Source organism: Pontibacter ramchanderi (genome assembly GCF_002846395.1).
GTDB classification, from domain to species: domain Bacteria; phylum Bacteroidota; class Bacteroidia; order Cytophagales; family Hymenobacteraceae; genus Pontibacter; species Pontibacter ramchanderi.
The window spans coordinates 254,018-268,521 of the sequence record NZ_PJMU01000002.1 but is presented as its reverse complement, the minus strand read 5'-3'; the positions used below and the strand labels follow the sequence as shown (position 1 = coordinate 268,521).

The 14,504-nt window shown below is 54.1% G+C and carries 15 protein-coding genes; 14 read left to right on the top strand and 1 reads right to left on the bottom strand.

The annotated features are described in order from the left end of the window. The first annotated feature begins 72 nt into the window (after nucleotides 1-72). The 14 genes from BD749_RS07970 to prfB all read left to right on the top strand — a co-directional run bounded on the left by BD749_RS07970 (nucleotide 73) and on the right by prfB (nucleotide 13,788). A complete protein-coding gene (locus tag BD749_RS07970) occupies nucleotides 73-2,010 on the top strand; it encodes a DUF294 nucleotidyltransferase-like domain-containing protein (protein ID WP_101443879.1) in 1,938 nt (645 codons plus the stop codon). Further along, entirely contained in the window at nucleotides 2,010-2,705 is a 696-nt protein-coding gene (locus tag BD749_RS07965) for a 3'-5' exonuclease (RefSeq protein WP_101443878.1), read from the top strand. The genes BD749_RS07970 and BD749_RS07965 overlap by 1 nt, the downstream gene beginning before the upstream one ends. Before the next feature lie 195 nt (nucleotides 2,706-2,900). After that, nucleotides 2,901-3,419 (top strand): 2'-5' RNA ligase family protein, encoded by a 519-nt coding sequence (locus BD749_RS07955; protein WP_101443876.1) that lies wholly within the window; start codon nucleotides 2,901-2,903, stop codon nucleotides 3,417-3,419. 105 nt (nucleotides 3,420-3,524) lie between these two features. Beyond that, nucleotides 3,525-4,346 (top strand): retropepsin-like aspartic protease, encoded by an 822-nt coding sequence (locus tag BD749_RS07950; RefSeq protein ID WP_180336351.1) that lies wholly within the window; start codon nucleotides 3,525-3,527, stop codon nucleotides 4,344-4,346. A gap of 100 nt (nucleotides 4,347-4,446) precedes the next feature. Next, nucleotides 4,447-4,650, top strand: a complete 204-nt coding sequence (locus BD749_RS07945) for a hypothetical protein (RefSeq protein WP_101443874.1) — start codon at nucleotides 4,447-4,449, stop codon at nucleotides 4,648-4,650. An 11-nt stretch (nucleotides 4,651-4,661) separates the two neighbouring features. Then, entirely contained in the window at nucleotides 4,662-5,264 is a 603-nt protein-coding gene (locus tag BD749_RS07940) for a hypothetical protein (RefSeq protein WP_101443873.1), read from the top strand. 240 nt (nucleotides 5,265-5,504) lie between these two features. Beyond that, complete coding sequence (locus BD749_RS07935; protein WP_101443872.1) at nucleotides 5,505-6,062, top strand: NUDIX domain-containing protein; 558 nt, start codon at nucleotides 5,505-5,507, stop codon at nucleotides 6,060-6,062. 70 nt (nucleotides 6,063-6,132) lie between these two features. Continuing rightward, nucleotides 6,133-6,906, top strand: a complete 774-nt coding sequence (locus BD749_RS07930; protein ID WP_245868915.1) for a lysophospholipid acyltransferase family protein — start codon at nucleotides 6,133-6,135, stop codon at nucleotides 6,904-6,906. Then, the gene (gene gatC, locus BD749_RS07925; protein WP_101443870.1) at nucleotides 6,881-7,168 is read left to right on the top strand and encodes an Asp-tRNA(Asn)/Glu-tRNA(Gln) amidotransferase subunit GatC; all 288 of its coding nucleotides are present in this window, start codon (nucleotides 6,881-6,883) and stop codon (nucleotides 7,166-7,168) included. Before BD749_RS07930 ends, gatC begins: the two co-directional genes overlap by 26 nt. Before the next feature lie 15 nt (nucleotides 7,169-7,183). Next, complete coding sequence (locus BD749_RS07920) at nucleotides 7,184-10,228, top strand: tetratricopeptide repeat protein (protein WP_101443869.1); 3,045 nt, start codon at nucleotides 7,184-7,186, stop codon at nucleotides 10,226-10,228. A gap of 10 nt (nucleotides 10,229-10,238) precedes the next feature. Beyond that, nucleotides 10,239-10,964 (top strand): ABC transporter ATP-binding protein, encoded by a 726-nt coding sequence (locus tag BD749_RS07915; RefSeq protein ID WP_101443868.1) that lies wholly within the window; start codon nucleotides 10,239-10,241, stop codon nucleotides 10,962-10,964. A 3-nt stretch (nucleotides 10,965-10,967) separates the two neighbouring features. Then, nucleotides 10,968-11,519, top strand: a complete 552-nt coding sequence (locus BD749_RS07910) for a cob(I)yrinic acid a,c-diamide adenosyltransferase (RefSeq protein WP_101443867.1) — start codon at nucleotides 10,968-10,970, stop codon at nucleotides 11,517-11,519. A gap of 32 nt (nucleotides 11,520-11,551) precedes the next feature. Further along, nucleotides 11,552-12,625 (top strand): branched-chain amino acid aminotransferase, encoded by a 1,074-nt coding sequence (locus tag BD749_RS07905; protein WP_101443866.1) that lies wholly within the window; start codon nucleotides 11,552-11,554, stop codon nucleotides 12,623-12,625. A gap of 85 nt (nucleotides 12,626-12,710) precedes the next feature. Beyond that, nucleotides 12,711-13,788 (top strand): peptide chain release factor 2 gene (gene prfB, locus BD749_RS07900; RefSeq protein WP_101443865.1). Its coding sequence is split into 2 segments (ribosomal slippage): nucleotides 12,711-12,770 and nucleotides 12,772-13,788, totalling 1,077 coding nucleotides; the frame shifts between segments, so codons are not numbered across the junction. A 79-nt stretch (nucleotides 13,789-13,867) separates the two neighbouring features. On the opposite strand, the gene BD749_RS07895 is transcribed toward prfB, so the two are convergent. Beyond that, on the bottom strand, nucleotides 13,868-14,503 hold the full coding sequence (locus BD749_RS07895; protein WP_101443864.1) for a hypothetical protein: 636 nt from the start codon (nucleotides 14,501-14,503) through the stop codon (nucleotides 13,868-13,870). Between the last annotated feature and the right edge of the window lies 1 nt (nucleotide 14,504).

Genomic DNA, 14,504 nt, shown 5'->3' with positions numbered 1-14,504 from the left:
AGGACTTTTGCGTTACAGGTTATTGCAAACCTCTCCCCAAACCCGTATCTTCAACAGGTATAACCCTAAGCTATGAAACCCTCCAACGTCATACAGGAACGCGTACACGAGTTTCTGAACACCTATCCGCCCTTCAACCTGATCGACCCGGAGAAACTGCGGGCTTTGGCGCGGCAGGTGCGGGTTTTATACCTGGAGCCAGAGCAGGTGCTTTTTGCGCAGGGCGATACCGCACATGAGCACTTTTATGTGGTTAGGCAGGGCTCGGTGCGGCTGGAGCAAGCAACAGAAGGTGGTAACCCGAAACTACTCGACGTTTGCGATGAGGGAGACGTATTCGGGGTGCGGGCACTGATCGCGAAGAAAAACTACTCTTCCACTGCAACCTCCGCCGAAGAGTCGCTGGTATACGCTATACCTATCGTGGCCTTCGAGCCCATTCTCACCGAAAACCCGCAGGTGGCGCTCTACTTCGCGGCCGGTTTTGCGGCGGGGCAGCCCGTGCGAAACCCAACTTTGCGCGATGCCCAGCGGGCTCGGGTTGGGCTGAGCACCATCGCTCCCACATCCATACCGCTGCACCTTGAAGATGCCCTGAAAATTGACACAGCCAAGAATCTGGTCGCCTGTCCGCCTGATACTTCCATTAGACTGGCTGCCCAGATGATGAGCGACAAAGACTCCAGCTTTATGATGGTAGTCGACAGCGGGCAAAGGCCATTGGGTATCCTCACCGACACCGACCTGCGCCGGCAGGTAGTGGCAGGGCATGTCGCTATCGACGACCCAGTGGAGGTGATCATGTCAGCACCGGTGATCACAACCGTGCCCAACCCGCCCATGGCTGATGCGCTGATCCACATGATCCGGCACAAGGTGAAGCACCTGTGCGTAACCACCGATGGCACTGTTAATTCACGGGCGCTGGGCGTACTCACCGAGCATGATCTCTTGCTGGCGCAGGGCAACAACCCCGCCGTGCTTATCTCCGAAATCCGCCAGACCCGCGACATTGCCTCACTGCCAGGTATACGCGACCGTGCCGAGGAGCTTTTGCTGAAGTACCTGGAGCAGGAGGTAAGCATTTCCTTCATCGCCAACATCATCACCGAGATCAATGATGCCATTATTGTGCGGGCGCTGCAGCATGCCGAGAAGGAGCTGGGCGAGCCGCCTGTGCGCTACTGTTGGCTGTCGCTGGGCAGCGAAGGGCGCGAAGAGCAGCTCCTGCGCACCGACCAGGACAATGCCCTGGTGTTTGAAGACAAAAATGCGGCGCTGGAGAAAGAGCATCAGGCCTATTTCCTGAAACTTGGTGCCATCGTACGGGATATTCTGTTACAATGTGGTTTCGAAAAGTGCCCTGCCGACATGATGGCCAGCAACCCCAAATGGTGCCAGCCGCTCCATACCTGGAAACAGTACTTCTACAACTGGATACACGAACCCACCGAGGAGGCGCTCATGCATACCTCCATCTTCTACGATTATCGCCCTGTATACGGCGACCTCAGTTTGAGCCGGCAGCTAACCGACTACATCTACGAGAACATCCAGCAGGAGCGTATTTTTCTGCCTTTCCTGGCCAAACATGCCCTACAGAGTCCGCCGCCGCTGAGCTTTTTCCGCAACTTTATTGTGGAGCGGGGTGGGGAGCACAAAGACCAGTTCGATATCAAACTACGGGCTATGACGCCGCTCGTGGATGCCGCCCGGGTGCTCACCCTGGATAACCGCATAGCGGGCGAGAACAATACCTTTAAGCGTTTTGAGAAGCTGGCGGAGCTGGAGCCGCAGAATGCCGAGCTTTACCGGGAGGCGGCTATGGCCTACGAGATCATGATGCGCTTTAGGGCGCTCAACGGACTGCGCAACAAAAACTCCGGCCGCTACCTCAACCCCAATCAGCTTAACAAGCTGGAGCGGCAGACGCTGCGCAGCACCTTCAAACCCATCAGTGACATTCAGGAGCTCCTGCAGGTGCGCTTCCAACTTAATTACCTCGGCTGATGGAGTGGCTGAAAGAACTGATGCACCAGCTCAAACCAGCTGATCAGGATGCCCCGGCGTTCTGGCAAAGGTATAGCGCCGCCTTGAAAGAGCAGCTCCCGAAAGATACTCCCCTGGCCGAGGCCGAGTTTGTGGTGTTCGACACCGAAACCACGGGCCTGGACCAGCGACAGGACAAAGTGCTTTCCATTGGGGCGATAAAAGTGCGTGGGCTGCAGGTGCTGGTGTCGGATACCTTCGAATGCCTGGTGCAGCAGGAGGGCGCTGCGGCCACCAAAAGCGCCGAGGTGCATGGCCTGCTATCCAAACAGCTGGAGCAAGGTATACCTGAGGGGGAGGCGGTAGAGGGCTTTGTAGAGTTTATCGGCAACGCCATCCTGGTTGGGCAGCACGTGGCCTTCGATATCGCCATGGTCAACCAAATGCTGCAGCGGCAAGGTATACGGGGCAAGCTCCGCAACCGCTCCGTCGATACCGCCCATCTGGCCATCCGGCTGGAGCGCCGCCACGCCGACAGCCATACCTTAAAAACAGCCGAATACAGCCTCGACGCCCTCTGCGACAGGTATAACCTACCCACCGACGACCGCCACACCGCCTCAGGCGATGCCTTTGCAACAGCTTTGCTGTTGCTCAAGTTGTTGTCGCTGGCTAAAAAACGGGGTGTTGCGACAGTGGGGGAGTTGATAAAATAAATCCCCGGACATGGAAAAAGATGAACTACCTGCTTTGCAAGGGCACTATGATGAACTGTATCAGAACGCCAGGCAACTCCTGCTCACAAATGCCTATACCTTAGATAAGTGTATCGATGACCCCACGGATAGGCGCCTTGGCCTTACCTTGTTGTTTCGCCCAAGCGAATCGCTGAAGACCCAAATACACGGGTTTTGGAGGAGTTGAAAACCATCGATCCAAAGCAGTACTATTACCCGGGCACCGATATCCATGTTACGGTGCTATCAATCATCTCTTGCTACCAGAATTTCGATTTAAAAACCATTTCGCTGCCGGCATATGTGGAGCTGATCCCAAAAAATATGCCAGCCCAGCGAGACTTTGAACTAAGCTTTCGAGGCATTAGTGCTTCACCTGCGGGTATAATGGTGCAGGGCTTTCCAAAAGGCCCTTTTCTGAAGCAAACCCGAGAAGCGCTGCGCCAGAGCTTCAGGGCATCGGGGCTAGCGCAAAGTATCGATACACGGTATACACTGCAAACCGCGCACTGCACAGTGGTACGCTTTCGTGAGCCACTGATCAATACGAAAGCCTTTGTAGAGGTGCTGGACAGGTACAGAGAACATGACTTCGGCACCAGTCAGGTCGAGGATCTGGAATTGGTGCACAACGATTGGTACCAGCGCCACGGTAGGGTGGAGAAAATCCATGAGTTTCCTATTCACAATTAATTCGATTAGGCTTGATGCCCTACCAAGAAGTCAATTCTAAACAGAGGTGCACTAAATGACGTTGATGCAAGAATGATTGATGTGTCAGCACGAAGCCTAATCAGTATGAAAGCACTCCTCCTTTGCCTGTTTCTAAGTTGCACTTTTGTTTTCGGGACCCATGCTCAGGAGACGATCCCGCTGAAAGAATATTTTCGGGACTTAAAACAGGTGGAAGTGACCATACAGGGGCAAACGTATAATTTCCTGTTCGACACAGGCGGAGGCGAAACCTTTATTTCGCCTGAAGTGGCGCGAGAGCTTGGCTATACCCCTTATGGCCGCGGTGTGGCGTACCGCATGAGCGGGGAGCGGTTCAGCTATCAGAAAATGGATTCAGTCCGTCTTACCGTGGGCAAGGTTTCTTTTCCTCAAACCACAGTGGGAGTATGGGATGTGATGCGTGTTTTGCCGGGCGAGCTCCCCAAAGTAGACGGTGTGCTTTCCCTCAAGTCTTTTCAGGGCAAAATGCTCACCATCGACCTGGCTAATAATCAGCTGAAACTGGAGACGTCTACCTCGCTCAGAAGGCAGCGCAACAAACTCACTCCTCTGAAAAGCCGCTTTGCCAGCGGGCTCGACGGAAACGAGCTCTCGGTATTTCTGGAAGTGTTGCGGCAAGGGCGCTCATACTGGTTTTTGTTCGATACAGGCAACATCAGCGAATTGCTCCTGTCGCACCACACGGCAGCAGAGTGGGGACTGCAGAACGACACAACTTCGCAGCGCATCGCACTTAACCCCATTGCCATTCAGCTAGGCAACCGGAAGTTGGTAAGCCGGGCAGCCGCTGAAAGCATCCTCTACGACGGAGTGCTTAATTACAGTCTCATCAGCCAGGCCAGGTTCACGATCGACTTCACGACCAAGGAGGTATGGATGCACTAAAAATACCGCTTTCCTGACTCGCTTAGAGCGCCCATTGTGTATATTGCTTAATGACAGTTCCCAGAAGATTAAATCAACTTAAACCTATAACCCTGATCTTATGAAAAAACACCTTTTACTCTTTGCCCTGAGCGCATTTTTAATGGCCAGCTGTAACAGCACGCCCGATACCGAAGAAACCACAGTAACTGAAATCGATCCGGAAACGGCACCTGCCGACACGGCTGGCGTGGAGATGGACAATACCAGGGTGGAAATTGAAGAGGCTGCTGCTGAAGTGGACTCATCGCTAAACGAACTATAAGCAAGCAACGCATGAAGAAGCATCTTATCAGAACCATCGGGCTGAGCATGGCGCTCGGTCTGTCAGTAACCGTTACTGAATCGGTAGTGGCCCAACAAGGCAAAGGCAACGCAAACAAGCAGGCTACAGAGGCCAGGGAAGAGCAGGAGGCCCGCGAGAGAAATCATAATGCCCGAGACAACAAGGACAACCAGAAAGAAAACCGAGCCAAAGATAAACAGGAACGGGAGCAGCGCGACCGCGCACAGCAGCAGGCAAAGCAGAACGCCCCCCAAACCGCCAACCCGGACAAAGGCAATGCCTATGGTCGGGACAAGGAAGGTATGAGTGGCCGCGAGTTTGGCCAGAACAGAGCTGCTGAAGCCCGCATGACAGGTGAGCAGCGCAGAGCCGAGCTGGCTAACACAGTAGAGGCCGGCGACGAAAAAGTGCGTGAGGCCAGAGAGCGCATCGCCAAAGCCAAAGACGAACTGGAGAAAAACCGCAGGGACAAAAAATTGTCCGACGCTGAACTGGACGAGCGCCGAGCCGCCATAGAGCGTGCCGAGACCGCTGTGCGCGTGCTGGAGGAGCGGGTAAAGGCAGGAAGAGCGAAGATAGGAGTTCAGAATTAAGGATGGCAACAGCAAGCCTGCCGCAGGTATAACCCTTGGGGATGTATACCTGCGGCAGGCTTTTTTTGTGGGTTGCTGTGTCATTTATCGCAAGGGAATACCGTTTTTGTATCTTTGCCCCACAGCCCGGGCCATACCTGGCAACAGGGTACACTGGCCAATGCCGCTGCTATACCTGTGCCTTCTGCCGCACGGCAACCGATATGGCAGCTAACTGTATAATTCCCAAGAACTGAAAACATGATTGACGAGAAGCATAACCCCTGGACTACCCTTTCCAGCAGAGAGATATACCAAAACCCCTGGATAAAAGTGCGCGAGGACCAGGTGCTTAACCCCAAAGGAGGTGAGGGCATTTACGGCGTGGTGAGTTTCAAGAACAAAGCGATCGGTATTATACCGGTCGATGATGAGGGCTATACCTACCTGGTGGGGCAGTACCGCTACGCGCTCAACGAGTACAGCTGGGAGATACCGATGGGCGGTGGCCTGATTGAGAACGACATCCTGGAGTCAGCGAAGCGGGAGCTACAGGAGGAGACCGGCTTTACGGCCGAAAAATGGACCAACATTGCCCGCCTGCATACCTCTAACTCAGTCACGGACGAGGAGGGCTTCGTTTTTCTGGCGCAGGAACTAAAGGCCGGCGAAACCGCTTTTGAAGAGACAGAGGAGCTCCACATCCGGCGCGTGCACTTTGAGGAGGCCGTGCGTATGGTCATGGACAACGAGATCACCGACGCTATCAGCGTGGCAGGTATACTCAAAGCGGCCATCCTGCTGCAGCAGAACCAGTAAAGAATTTTTGCCGCAGACCAGCCCGAGGGCTCCGATTGATAACTGGTGGATTATTCTTACATTTGAAGGCATGAAAGCGCTTAAATACCTGTCCCATCGAATCTATACAACCTGGTGCGTTACCTGGTTTGTGATGCCGTTTGTGGTCACGTATCCGTTTCAGGCAGTGCTTATTCGCAGGCAGCGCTGGTACCCGCGAGTGCATAACATCAACCGTTTCTGGTCCTCATCGGCCCTGCGCATGTTTCTGGCACCGCTGCAGGTTGAGTGGCGCATGCGCTTCGACCGCAGCAAGCAGTATATTTTTACCCCAAACCACAGCTCATACCTCGATATCCCGCTATTGCTGCATGCCATTCCGGGTTTTCTTAACTTTGTAGGCAAAAGCTCGCTTACCAAAGTGCCGCTGTGGGGCAAGGTATACGAAAAGCTGTACATACCCGTAGACCGCAAAAGCGCCATCAGCAGTGCCAAGAGCTACATTCAGTCGGTGCGTACGCTAGAGCAGGGGCGCAATCTGGTCATCTTTCCGGAGGGTACTATTCCACCCACAGCCGGGGAGGAGCTGCTGGCCTTTAAAGACGGGCCTTTCCGACTGGCCATTGAGAAGCAATTGCCCGTGGTGCCGGTTACCATGCCCTACAACCACAAGTTTCTGCCCGACCTGGACGGTAAACTGAAAGTGCGCTGGCATCCGCTCAAGATCATTATACACGAGCCGATCGAAACCAAGGGCATGACGCTGCAGGACTTGCCCGCCCTGAAAGAGAAAGTATTTACGATCATACAAGAAGAACTCAAGAAACACAATTCAATAGATGTCAACCGATATACAAACCATTAGAAAGATCGCGCACCTGGCAAGGCTGGAGTTTAACGAAGAGAAAGAGCAGGAAATGCTGCAGGACCTGAACAAGATCCTGAACTGGGTAGACCAGCTCCGCGAACTCGATACCGAAAGTGTAGAGCCCCTCATCCACATGTCAGAGGAAGTGAACGTGATGCGCGAGGACCATGCACAGAACACCGTATCGCACGACGAAGCCCTGAAAAACGCCCCAAGAAAAGACTCCGATTATTTCAGGGTGCCGAAAGTGCTCGAATAGTCCGAAAGGTTGTCTATGAACAAAATCAAGTTTTGGAACAGTTGGGATGCCGACACCAGGTATCCCTTTCTGTTTTTGCTGATCGTGGCAGTGCTGGCGCTCATGCTGGGCGTGTACCACTACTTTACCGGCGAGAGCAACTTCCTGGCCTGGGACAAGCTGCCTGAGCTGCAGGTGGTGCAGGTGCCCGTGCATGAATTTTCGCGGCTGCTGGAGACATTTACCTTGAATGTTGATGGCTACCTGATCACGGAGCAGTATGATGTGGCGGTGCCTGCCCTCAATAAATTTGCCGCAGTCGCACTGATGCTACTACTGGCGCTTTGCCTGGCTTTCTATGCAGCGGCGATCACCACCATGAAGCGCATCCCTTACTTTGCGGGTATGCTGCTGCTCATGATGCTGCTCGCCTCTTTTAACCTCGATCTGCTGGGCGTGATCGGAAACAACACCGGGCAAACCACGCTCCTGGTGTCAATCGTGTTTTTTGCTTTGGCGACCTATGCCTTTCAGGCTTTCTACCAGCAGGTTCCCTTCAGTGTGCGGATCATGGTTATGGTAGCCCTGATAAGCTTGTTGGGCTCCTTCATTTACATGGAGTCCGATTTCACGCCGCTGATGACCACGCTGCACCTGGCCAGTTACAGTTCGCTGGCGCTGATGGTGGCTTCGCTTCTGTTTATGATCTGGGTGGGCTATGAGAACATCAATGCCCTGCTTTGGGTGAATACGCAGGCGGCCAGGCCGGAACGCCGCTTCAGTGTCTGGCAGTTTGTGCTGGTGAGCGTGCTATACCTGGTGAACCTGGTGTTGCTATACCTGCGCCATGTCGGTTACCTCAAAGGAGACTTTTTCTACATCAATGCCTTCGTTATCCTGCTGTTTTCGGCTATTGCGGGCTTTTGGGGCATGCGCCAGCGCGAGGTACTGTATGGCAGGCTTTTTCCTTTCAGGCCCACCGGCGCCATCGTATACCTTGTTTTTGCCACGATCACGTTCCTGAGCATTGGCTTTGCCTACGCCACCGCCAACGACTCCGCCATTGCAGTCTTTCACAACCTGATCGTGTACACGCATCTGGCCTTTGGGGCCTTCTTTTTTGTGTATGTGCTGGTGAACTTTGGAGAGCTGATCAGCCAGCGACTGGCTGTTCACAAGGTCGTGTACCAACCCAAAAAGCTGCCGGTGTATACCATCTATACCATGGGCGCCATTCTGCTGGTCATCCTGGTGATGCGCACGCAGTTCAGGGTCTACTTCAATGCCTACGCCGGCTACTACAGTTACCTGGGCGATCTGTACCAGGGTACGGATAACGCTATCCTGGCGGAGCGTTTCTACAAAGAGAGCGATCTGTTTGATAACCACAACACGAAGGCCAGCTACAGTTTATCGGCCATGTACCGGGCGCAGAACGAGCGCAACAAAGAGATACTGACGCTGCAGGAAGCCTTGGAGCGCCGTCCGAATCCGAAGCTCTACATCCGTCTGGCCAATCTCTACGACCGCAAGCAGTACTTCTTCGAGAAGCTGTATGTGCTGCAGCAAGGGGCCGAGGCCTTCCCGGAGAACGGTGAGATCTACAACAACCTGGCCCTGCTCTATGCCCAGACCAGCGTGCGCGACAGCGTGACCTACTACTTCGATCTGGCCCAGCAACACGCCGAGAACAAAGACGTGGTGCGCAGCAACCGGATGGCCTACTATACCCGCCAGGCCATGCCCGAAGAGGCTAAAGAACTGATCACCGAAATACGCTCCACCAAATACAAACCGCTGCGCAGCAACATGGCCGCGCTGAACCAATTGCTTGGCCGAACCTCCGATATCAAAGAAGACGATTTTGTGGCGGATTCGCTGGAGCAGGTGGAAGACCTGACATTGTTCTACAACAAAACCATTGCCAGCGTAAACAAAGGCGACACATCGCTGTTAAAACCCATCAACCGCTACCTGGCCTCGCAGGAGAACAGGCTCTTTATGGAGGACCTGCTATACCTGAAAGGGCTGGTGCACCACTACGATGGCCGACCGAAAGAGGCGCGCAGCGTGGTAGAGAACCTGGCGCTGGCCGCAGGCGAACGCAGTGGCTATTATTATAACGCACTCGGACACTGGATGATGGAAGAAGAGAACTACGGTGCCGCCGCTCATTATTTCAAGGAGGCAAAAGACAGAGGCTTTACGCAGGCTTTCCTGTCGCATGCCTATGCGCTGGCGCTTAATCACCAGTCCGATGAAGCTGTGGTGGCCCTGCGCGATGTAGCCTTTACTGAAATTGAGTCGGCAGTGGCCGTGGCGCAGGCCCTGGAGCAGGTGTTGGAGCAGCCGCCATCCACTATCATTACCAATGCCCCCGACCGCGACAAGGTGCAGTACCTGATCGCCTACTTACCGGACTTGTTGCCGGCGGACATCGACCGCATCGTGAAGAGTGTGCAGGAGAAAGACCTGCGCCGCGAGGCGCTGGTAGCTAAGGTAGACTACTACATGGGCAAACGCCAGTGGAAACTGGCAAACGAAGCCATCAAAGAGGCCGCCGCTGAGCTGCAGCCGGAAGGTGAGTTGCGTTCCAGGCTCAACCTGCAGCAAATGCGCCTGTGGCTGAACACGAAAAACCAGGATGTGCTGGTGAAGCGCATGGACAACCTATACCTGACACCGAAGGACAAACGGCACAAGCTATACTTCCGGGCGAAAATAGCAGAGATAAAGGGCCGTGACCGCGAAGCAGCCGAACGCTATAGCCAGGCACTGAAGATGCTCCTGTTTGATGAACAGGTGGTAGAGGATGCCGCTGCGTTCTTCGCCAGGTATAGCCCGACCGGAATGCAGTCCTACGACATTCTGCTGGACGGAATTACCTACAACCCATACTCTGCCAGACTCTACAAAGCCTACGCGCTGGAGAGTGTAAACAGGGGTTTGAGCAGTTACGCAGATCAGGCGCTTGTTTCGCTGCGCAGCTTGCTTCCTGCTTTGGAATATAGTACTTTTAAAGAGAAATTTGATAAACAGCGCCAAGCTAAGGAGGCAGAGGCGGACCAATGGCAACTCTAAAACAGGTTCTATGAGCACCATCATCGAGACAAACGATATTTCGAAGGTATACCGCATGGGCAGCGAAACGATACATGCACTCAAGTCTGTGTCTATCCGGATAGAGCGTGGGGAGTATGTGGCGTTTATGGGGCCGTCAGGTTCCGGTAAGTCAACGCTCATGAACATTATCGGCTGTCTCGATACACCAACAGGAGGGCAGTACATCCTAAATGGCCAGGATGTGAGCAACATGACCGACAACGAGCTGGCAGAGGTGCGCAACAAGGAGATCGGTTTCGTATTCCAGACCTTTAACCTGCTGCCGCGCCAAACCTCGCTCGAAAATGTGGCCCTGCCGCTGATCTACGCCGGGTATAACAAATCGGCGCGCGAGGAGAAGGCACAGAAAGCGCTGGAGAGTGTGGGCCTGGGCAACCGCGGCAAGCACAAGCCAAACGAACTGTCAGGCGGTCAGCGCCAGCGTGTGGCCATTGCCCGTGCCCTCATCAACGACCCCAGCATCATCCTGGCAGACGAACCGACCGGTAACCTCGACACCAAAACCTCTTACGAGATCATGGAGCTGTTTGAGAACCTGCACGCCAAAGGCAATACCATCATCATGGTGACACACGAAGAAGACATCGCCAAGTATGCCCACCGCATTGTGCGCCTCCGCGACGGACTAGTAGAATCAGACGAGATGAACCACGATGTTACTTCGCACGCAGGTATAAACGCTGCGCAGCACTAACGCATGAAAATATACACCAAGACCGGCGATAAAGGCACTACCTCCCTGATAGGTGGTACCCGCGTAGCCAAGTCGCACCTTCGCATTGAAGCCTACGGTACCGTAGACGAACTTAACTCATACATCGGACTGGTACGCGACCAGGAAGTGAACAAGAGCCGCGCCGACATCCTGAAAGAGATACAGGACCGCCTCTTCACCATTGGCTCTACACTGGCCACCGACCCCGACAAGAACACCAAAATGGTGACCCCCGACCTCCACCCGGAGGATGTAACCCTGCTGGAGCAGGAAATCGATAAGATGACGGCCGAAGTGCCTCCACTGCGCTCATTTGTGCTTCCGGGCGGTCATCAATCGGTTTCGTTTGGGCACCTGGCCCGCTGCGTGTGCCGCCGCGCCGAGCGCCTGGCCATCCGCCTGCAGGAAGAGTCGCCTGTCGACGATCTGGTGATTGTATACCTCAACCGCCTGTCTGATTATCTGTTCGCTCTTTGCCGTAAAATGACGTATGAGTTACAGGCTGAGGAAATCGCCTGGAAGCCACGCGTCTGATTGCATTGTTCAACTTATAATCCCCTTTATTTATGTCAGTTGATACCCTAACTATACCTACTCAGACGGTTTCGCAGAGCCGCATTGCTGAGCTGGACTTCAATAATATTGAGTTCGGGAAGATTTTCGCCGACCACATGTTGGTAGCCGACTACAAAGACGGCGCCTGGCAGATCCCCGAAATCATGCCCTACGGCAACATGTCGCTCAGCCCGGCTACCTCGGCCCTGCACTACGGGCAGGCCATTTTTGAAGGCATGAAAGCCTACAAAAGCGCCGAGGGCGACATCCTGCTCTTCAGGCCACTCGATAACTTAAAGCGACTCAACATCTCCGCAGACCGCATGTGCATACCCGAGCTGCCGGAAGAGATCTTTATGCAGGGGCTGGAGCAACTGCTGCGCCTCGACGCGGCCTGGGTGCCGCCAACAGCGGGCTGTGCCCTGTACATCCGTCCATTCATCTTCGCCACCGACGATTTTATTGGCGTTCGTCCATCTTCCAACTACCGTTTTGTGGTGTTTAGCTGCCCGGTAGGCGCCTATTATGGTCAGCCACTGCGTGTTGCCATTGAGCCAAATTATGTGCGCTCAGCCGAAGGTGGAGCGGGCTATGCCAAGGCAGCCGGTAACTACGGCGCAGCGCTTTACCCTGCCCGCAAAATGCAGGAGCGGGGTTACCATCAGTTGATCTGGACCGACGCCCGTGAGCACAAGTACATAGAAGAATCCGGTACCATGAACGTGATGTTTGTGATCGACGGCAAGCTGGTAACACCGGCCGTGAGCACAACGATTCTCTCAGGCATTACCCGCGCCAGTGTGTTGCAGATAGCTCGCGACAAAGGTATACCGGTGGAGGAGCGCAAAGTGGCCGTGAGCGAGATAGTGGAAGCGCATAAGGCAGGCAAGCTGCGGGAAGCCTTTGGCACAGGTACAGCGGCCACCATTGCTCAGATCGCCACCATCCATTGCAACGGCGAAGACCTGGACCTTCCGGCGCTGGAAGGCCGCGAGATATCCAACAGCATTGCGGCGGAGCTGGACCGCATTAAAACCGGCCAGGCAACTGACCTGCACAACTGGATTTATAAGATCAGCCTATAAGCAAAAAGTATTGGTAAGTGCTGGGTTGGAAGCGTATGTTGCTTGCGGCCCAGCACTTTAGCATTTCATAAACAAAACAGAAAGCATGACTTCAGAACAGATGAAGGAATTAAAGGCTCGCGTTGAAGCCTTGAGGAGGTATCTTTGACTACGATGCCAAAAAAGAACAGATAGCCGAAACCGAGCAGCAGACCCTTGCGCCTGATTTTTGGGACGACCCGAAGGAAGCCGAGAAAATACTCAAAGAGGTGAAATCGCTGAAGGTATGGACAGACCACTACGAAGAAGTGGAAAAGACGCTGTCGGACCTGGAGGTGCTCTTTGATTTTTACAAGGAGGGCGATGTGTCGGAAGAAGACATCAAGGCGGAAGCCAATAAGGCGGAGGAGGCCATCGAGGGACTGGAGTTCAAGCGCATGCTCAGCGGCGAGGAAGACCAGTTAAGCGCCATACTGGAGATCAACCCAGGGGCGGGAGGCACCGAGAGCCAGGACTGGGCCGAAATGCTGATGCGCATGTACATCATGTGGGCTGAGTCGCACGACTTTGGCGTAAAGCAGGTCAATTACAATCCGGGGGAGGGCGCAGGTATAAAATCGGCCACACTGGAGATCACCGGCGATTTTGCCTATGGCTACCTCAAGTCTGAGATCGGGGTGCACCGTCTCGTGCGCATTTCGCCATTCGACTCGGGCGGCCGCCGCCATACCTCATTTGCCTCTGTTTTCGCTTATCCGGTGGTTGACGATACGATCAACATCGAAGTAAACCCCGGCGACATTGAGTGGGATACCTTCCGCTCTGGCGGCGCTGGTGGCCAGAACGTGAACAAGGTAGAGACAGCGGTGCGTCTGAAACACAAGCCAACCGGCATCGTGATCGAGTGCCAGATCGAACGTTCGCAGCTCATGAACAAGGAACATGCCCTGCGCATGCTGCGCTCACGCCTCTACCAGATCGAGATGGAGAAGCGCAACGAGGAGCGTGACCGCATCGAGAGCACCAAAAAGCGCATCGACTTTGGCTCCCAGATCCGCAACTACGTGCTGCACCCTTATAAGCTGGTAAAGGACATCCGGACAGGCGTAGAGCGGTCAGATGTGCAGAATGTGCTGGATGGCGACCTGGACGAATACATCAAAGCATACCTGATGCAGGCATAAGAGCTAAGTAAGATATAGGCAACAAAAAAAGGCTTCCTGAAAAGGAAGCCTTTTTTTGTTTGAGGAGATGCCTGGAAGCTTAGCCTGTCACGATGACGCGTACCTCCATGGCACGGTGCTCAATACCGTCTATCCTCACCCGGAAGAACATGCGGATCACATCATTTACCTGAAGCGGGCCAAGCGGCGGGCCTGGGGCCAGGGTGCCATCGGGCTGCACGATGGTGGTGTTGGATAGCACATCAGGTATAGCATTGGCAGGTATCGTAAAGGTAACGGTGCTGCCTGGGGTAACGGCCTGGTTAACGGCAACGTTTGGAGCTGTGTTTCTGGTGATGACAACTGATGGAGCCCGCTTTACGCGGTCCACGTTTGTTGTACCTGTTGGCAGGGTAGGGCTGAGGTTGGGCTGCGTGGCGGCGCCATTCCTAAACCGCTGGGCAGCTACCGAGATCGCAGTGATCTGCTTGCCTTCAGGCACCCTCACGTCAACACTTATATTACCATTCGCAATGGCATCCTGATAAACGATAAAAGCACTTTCGTCTAGCAGTGGAATGCCATTTGGACCAACAGACTGTGGAAATGTAATTGCCGCTTCGGGCACCGGATCGGTATTGAGCAGGCCATCAAAATCATCCTTTTCACAGCTGATCAGTGTTAAGCACAACATAGCAATGGCTGTGTACTTAACTATTAAATTCTGGATCTTCATT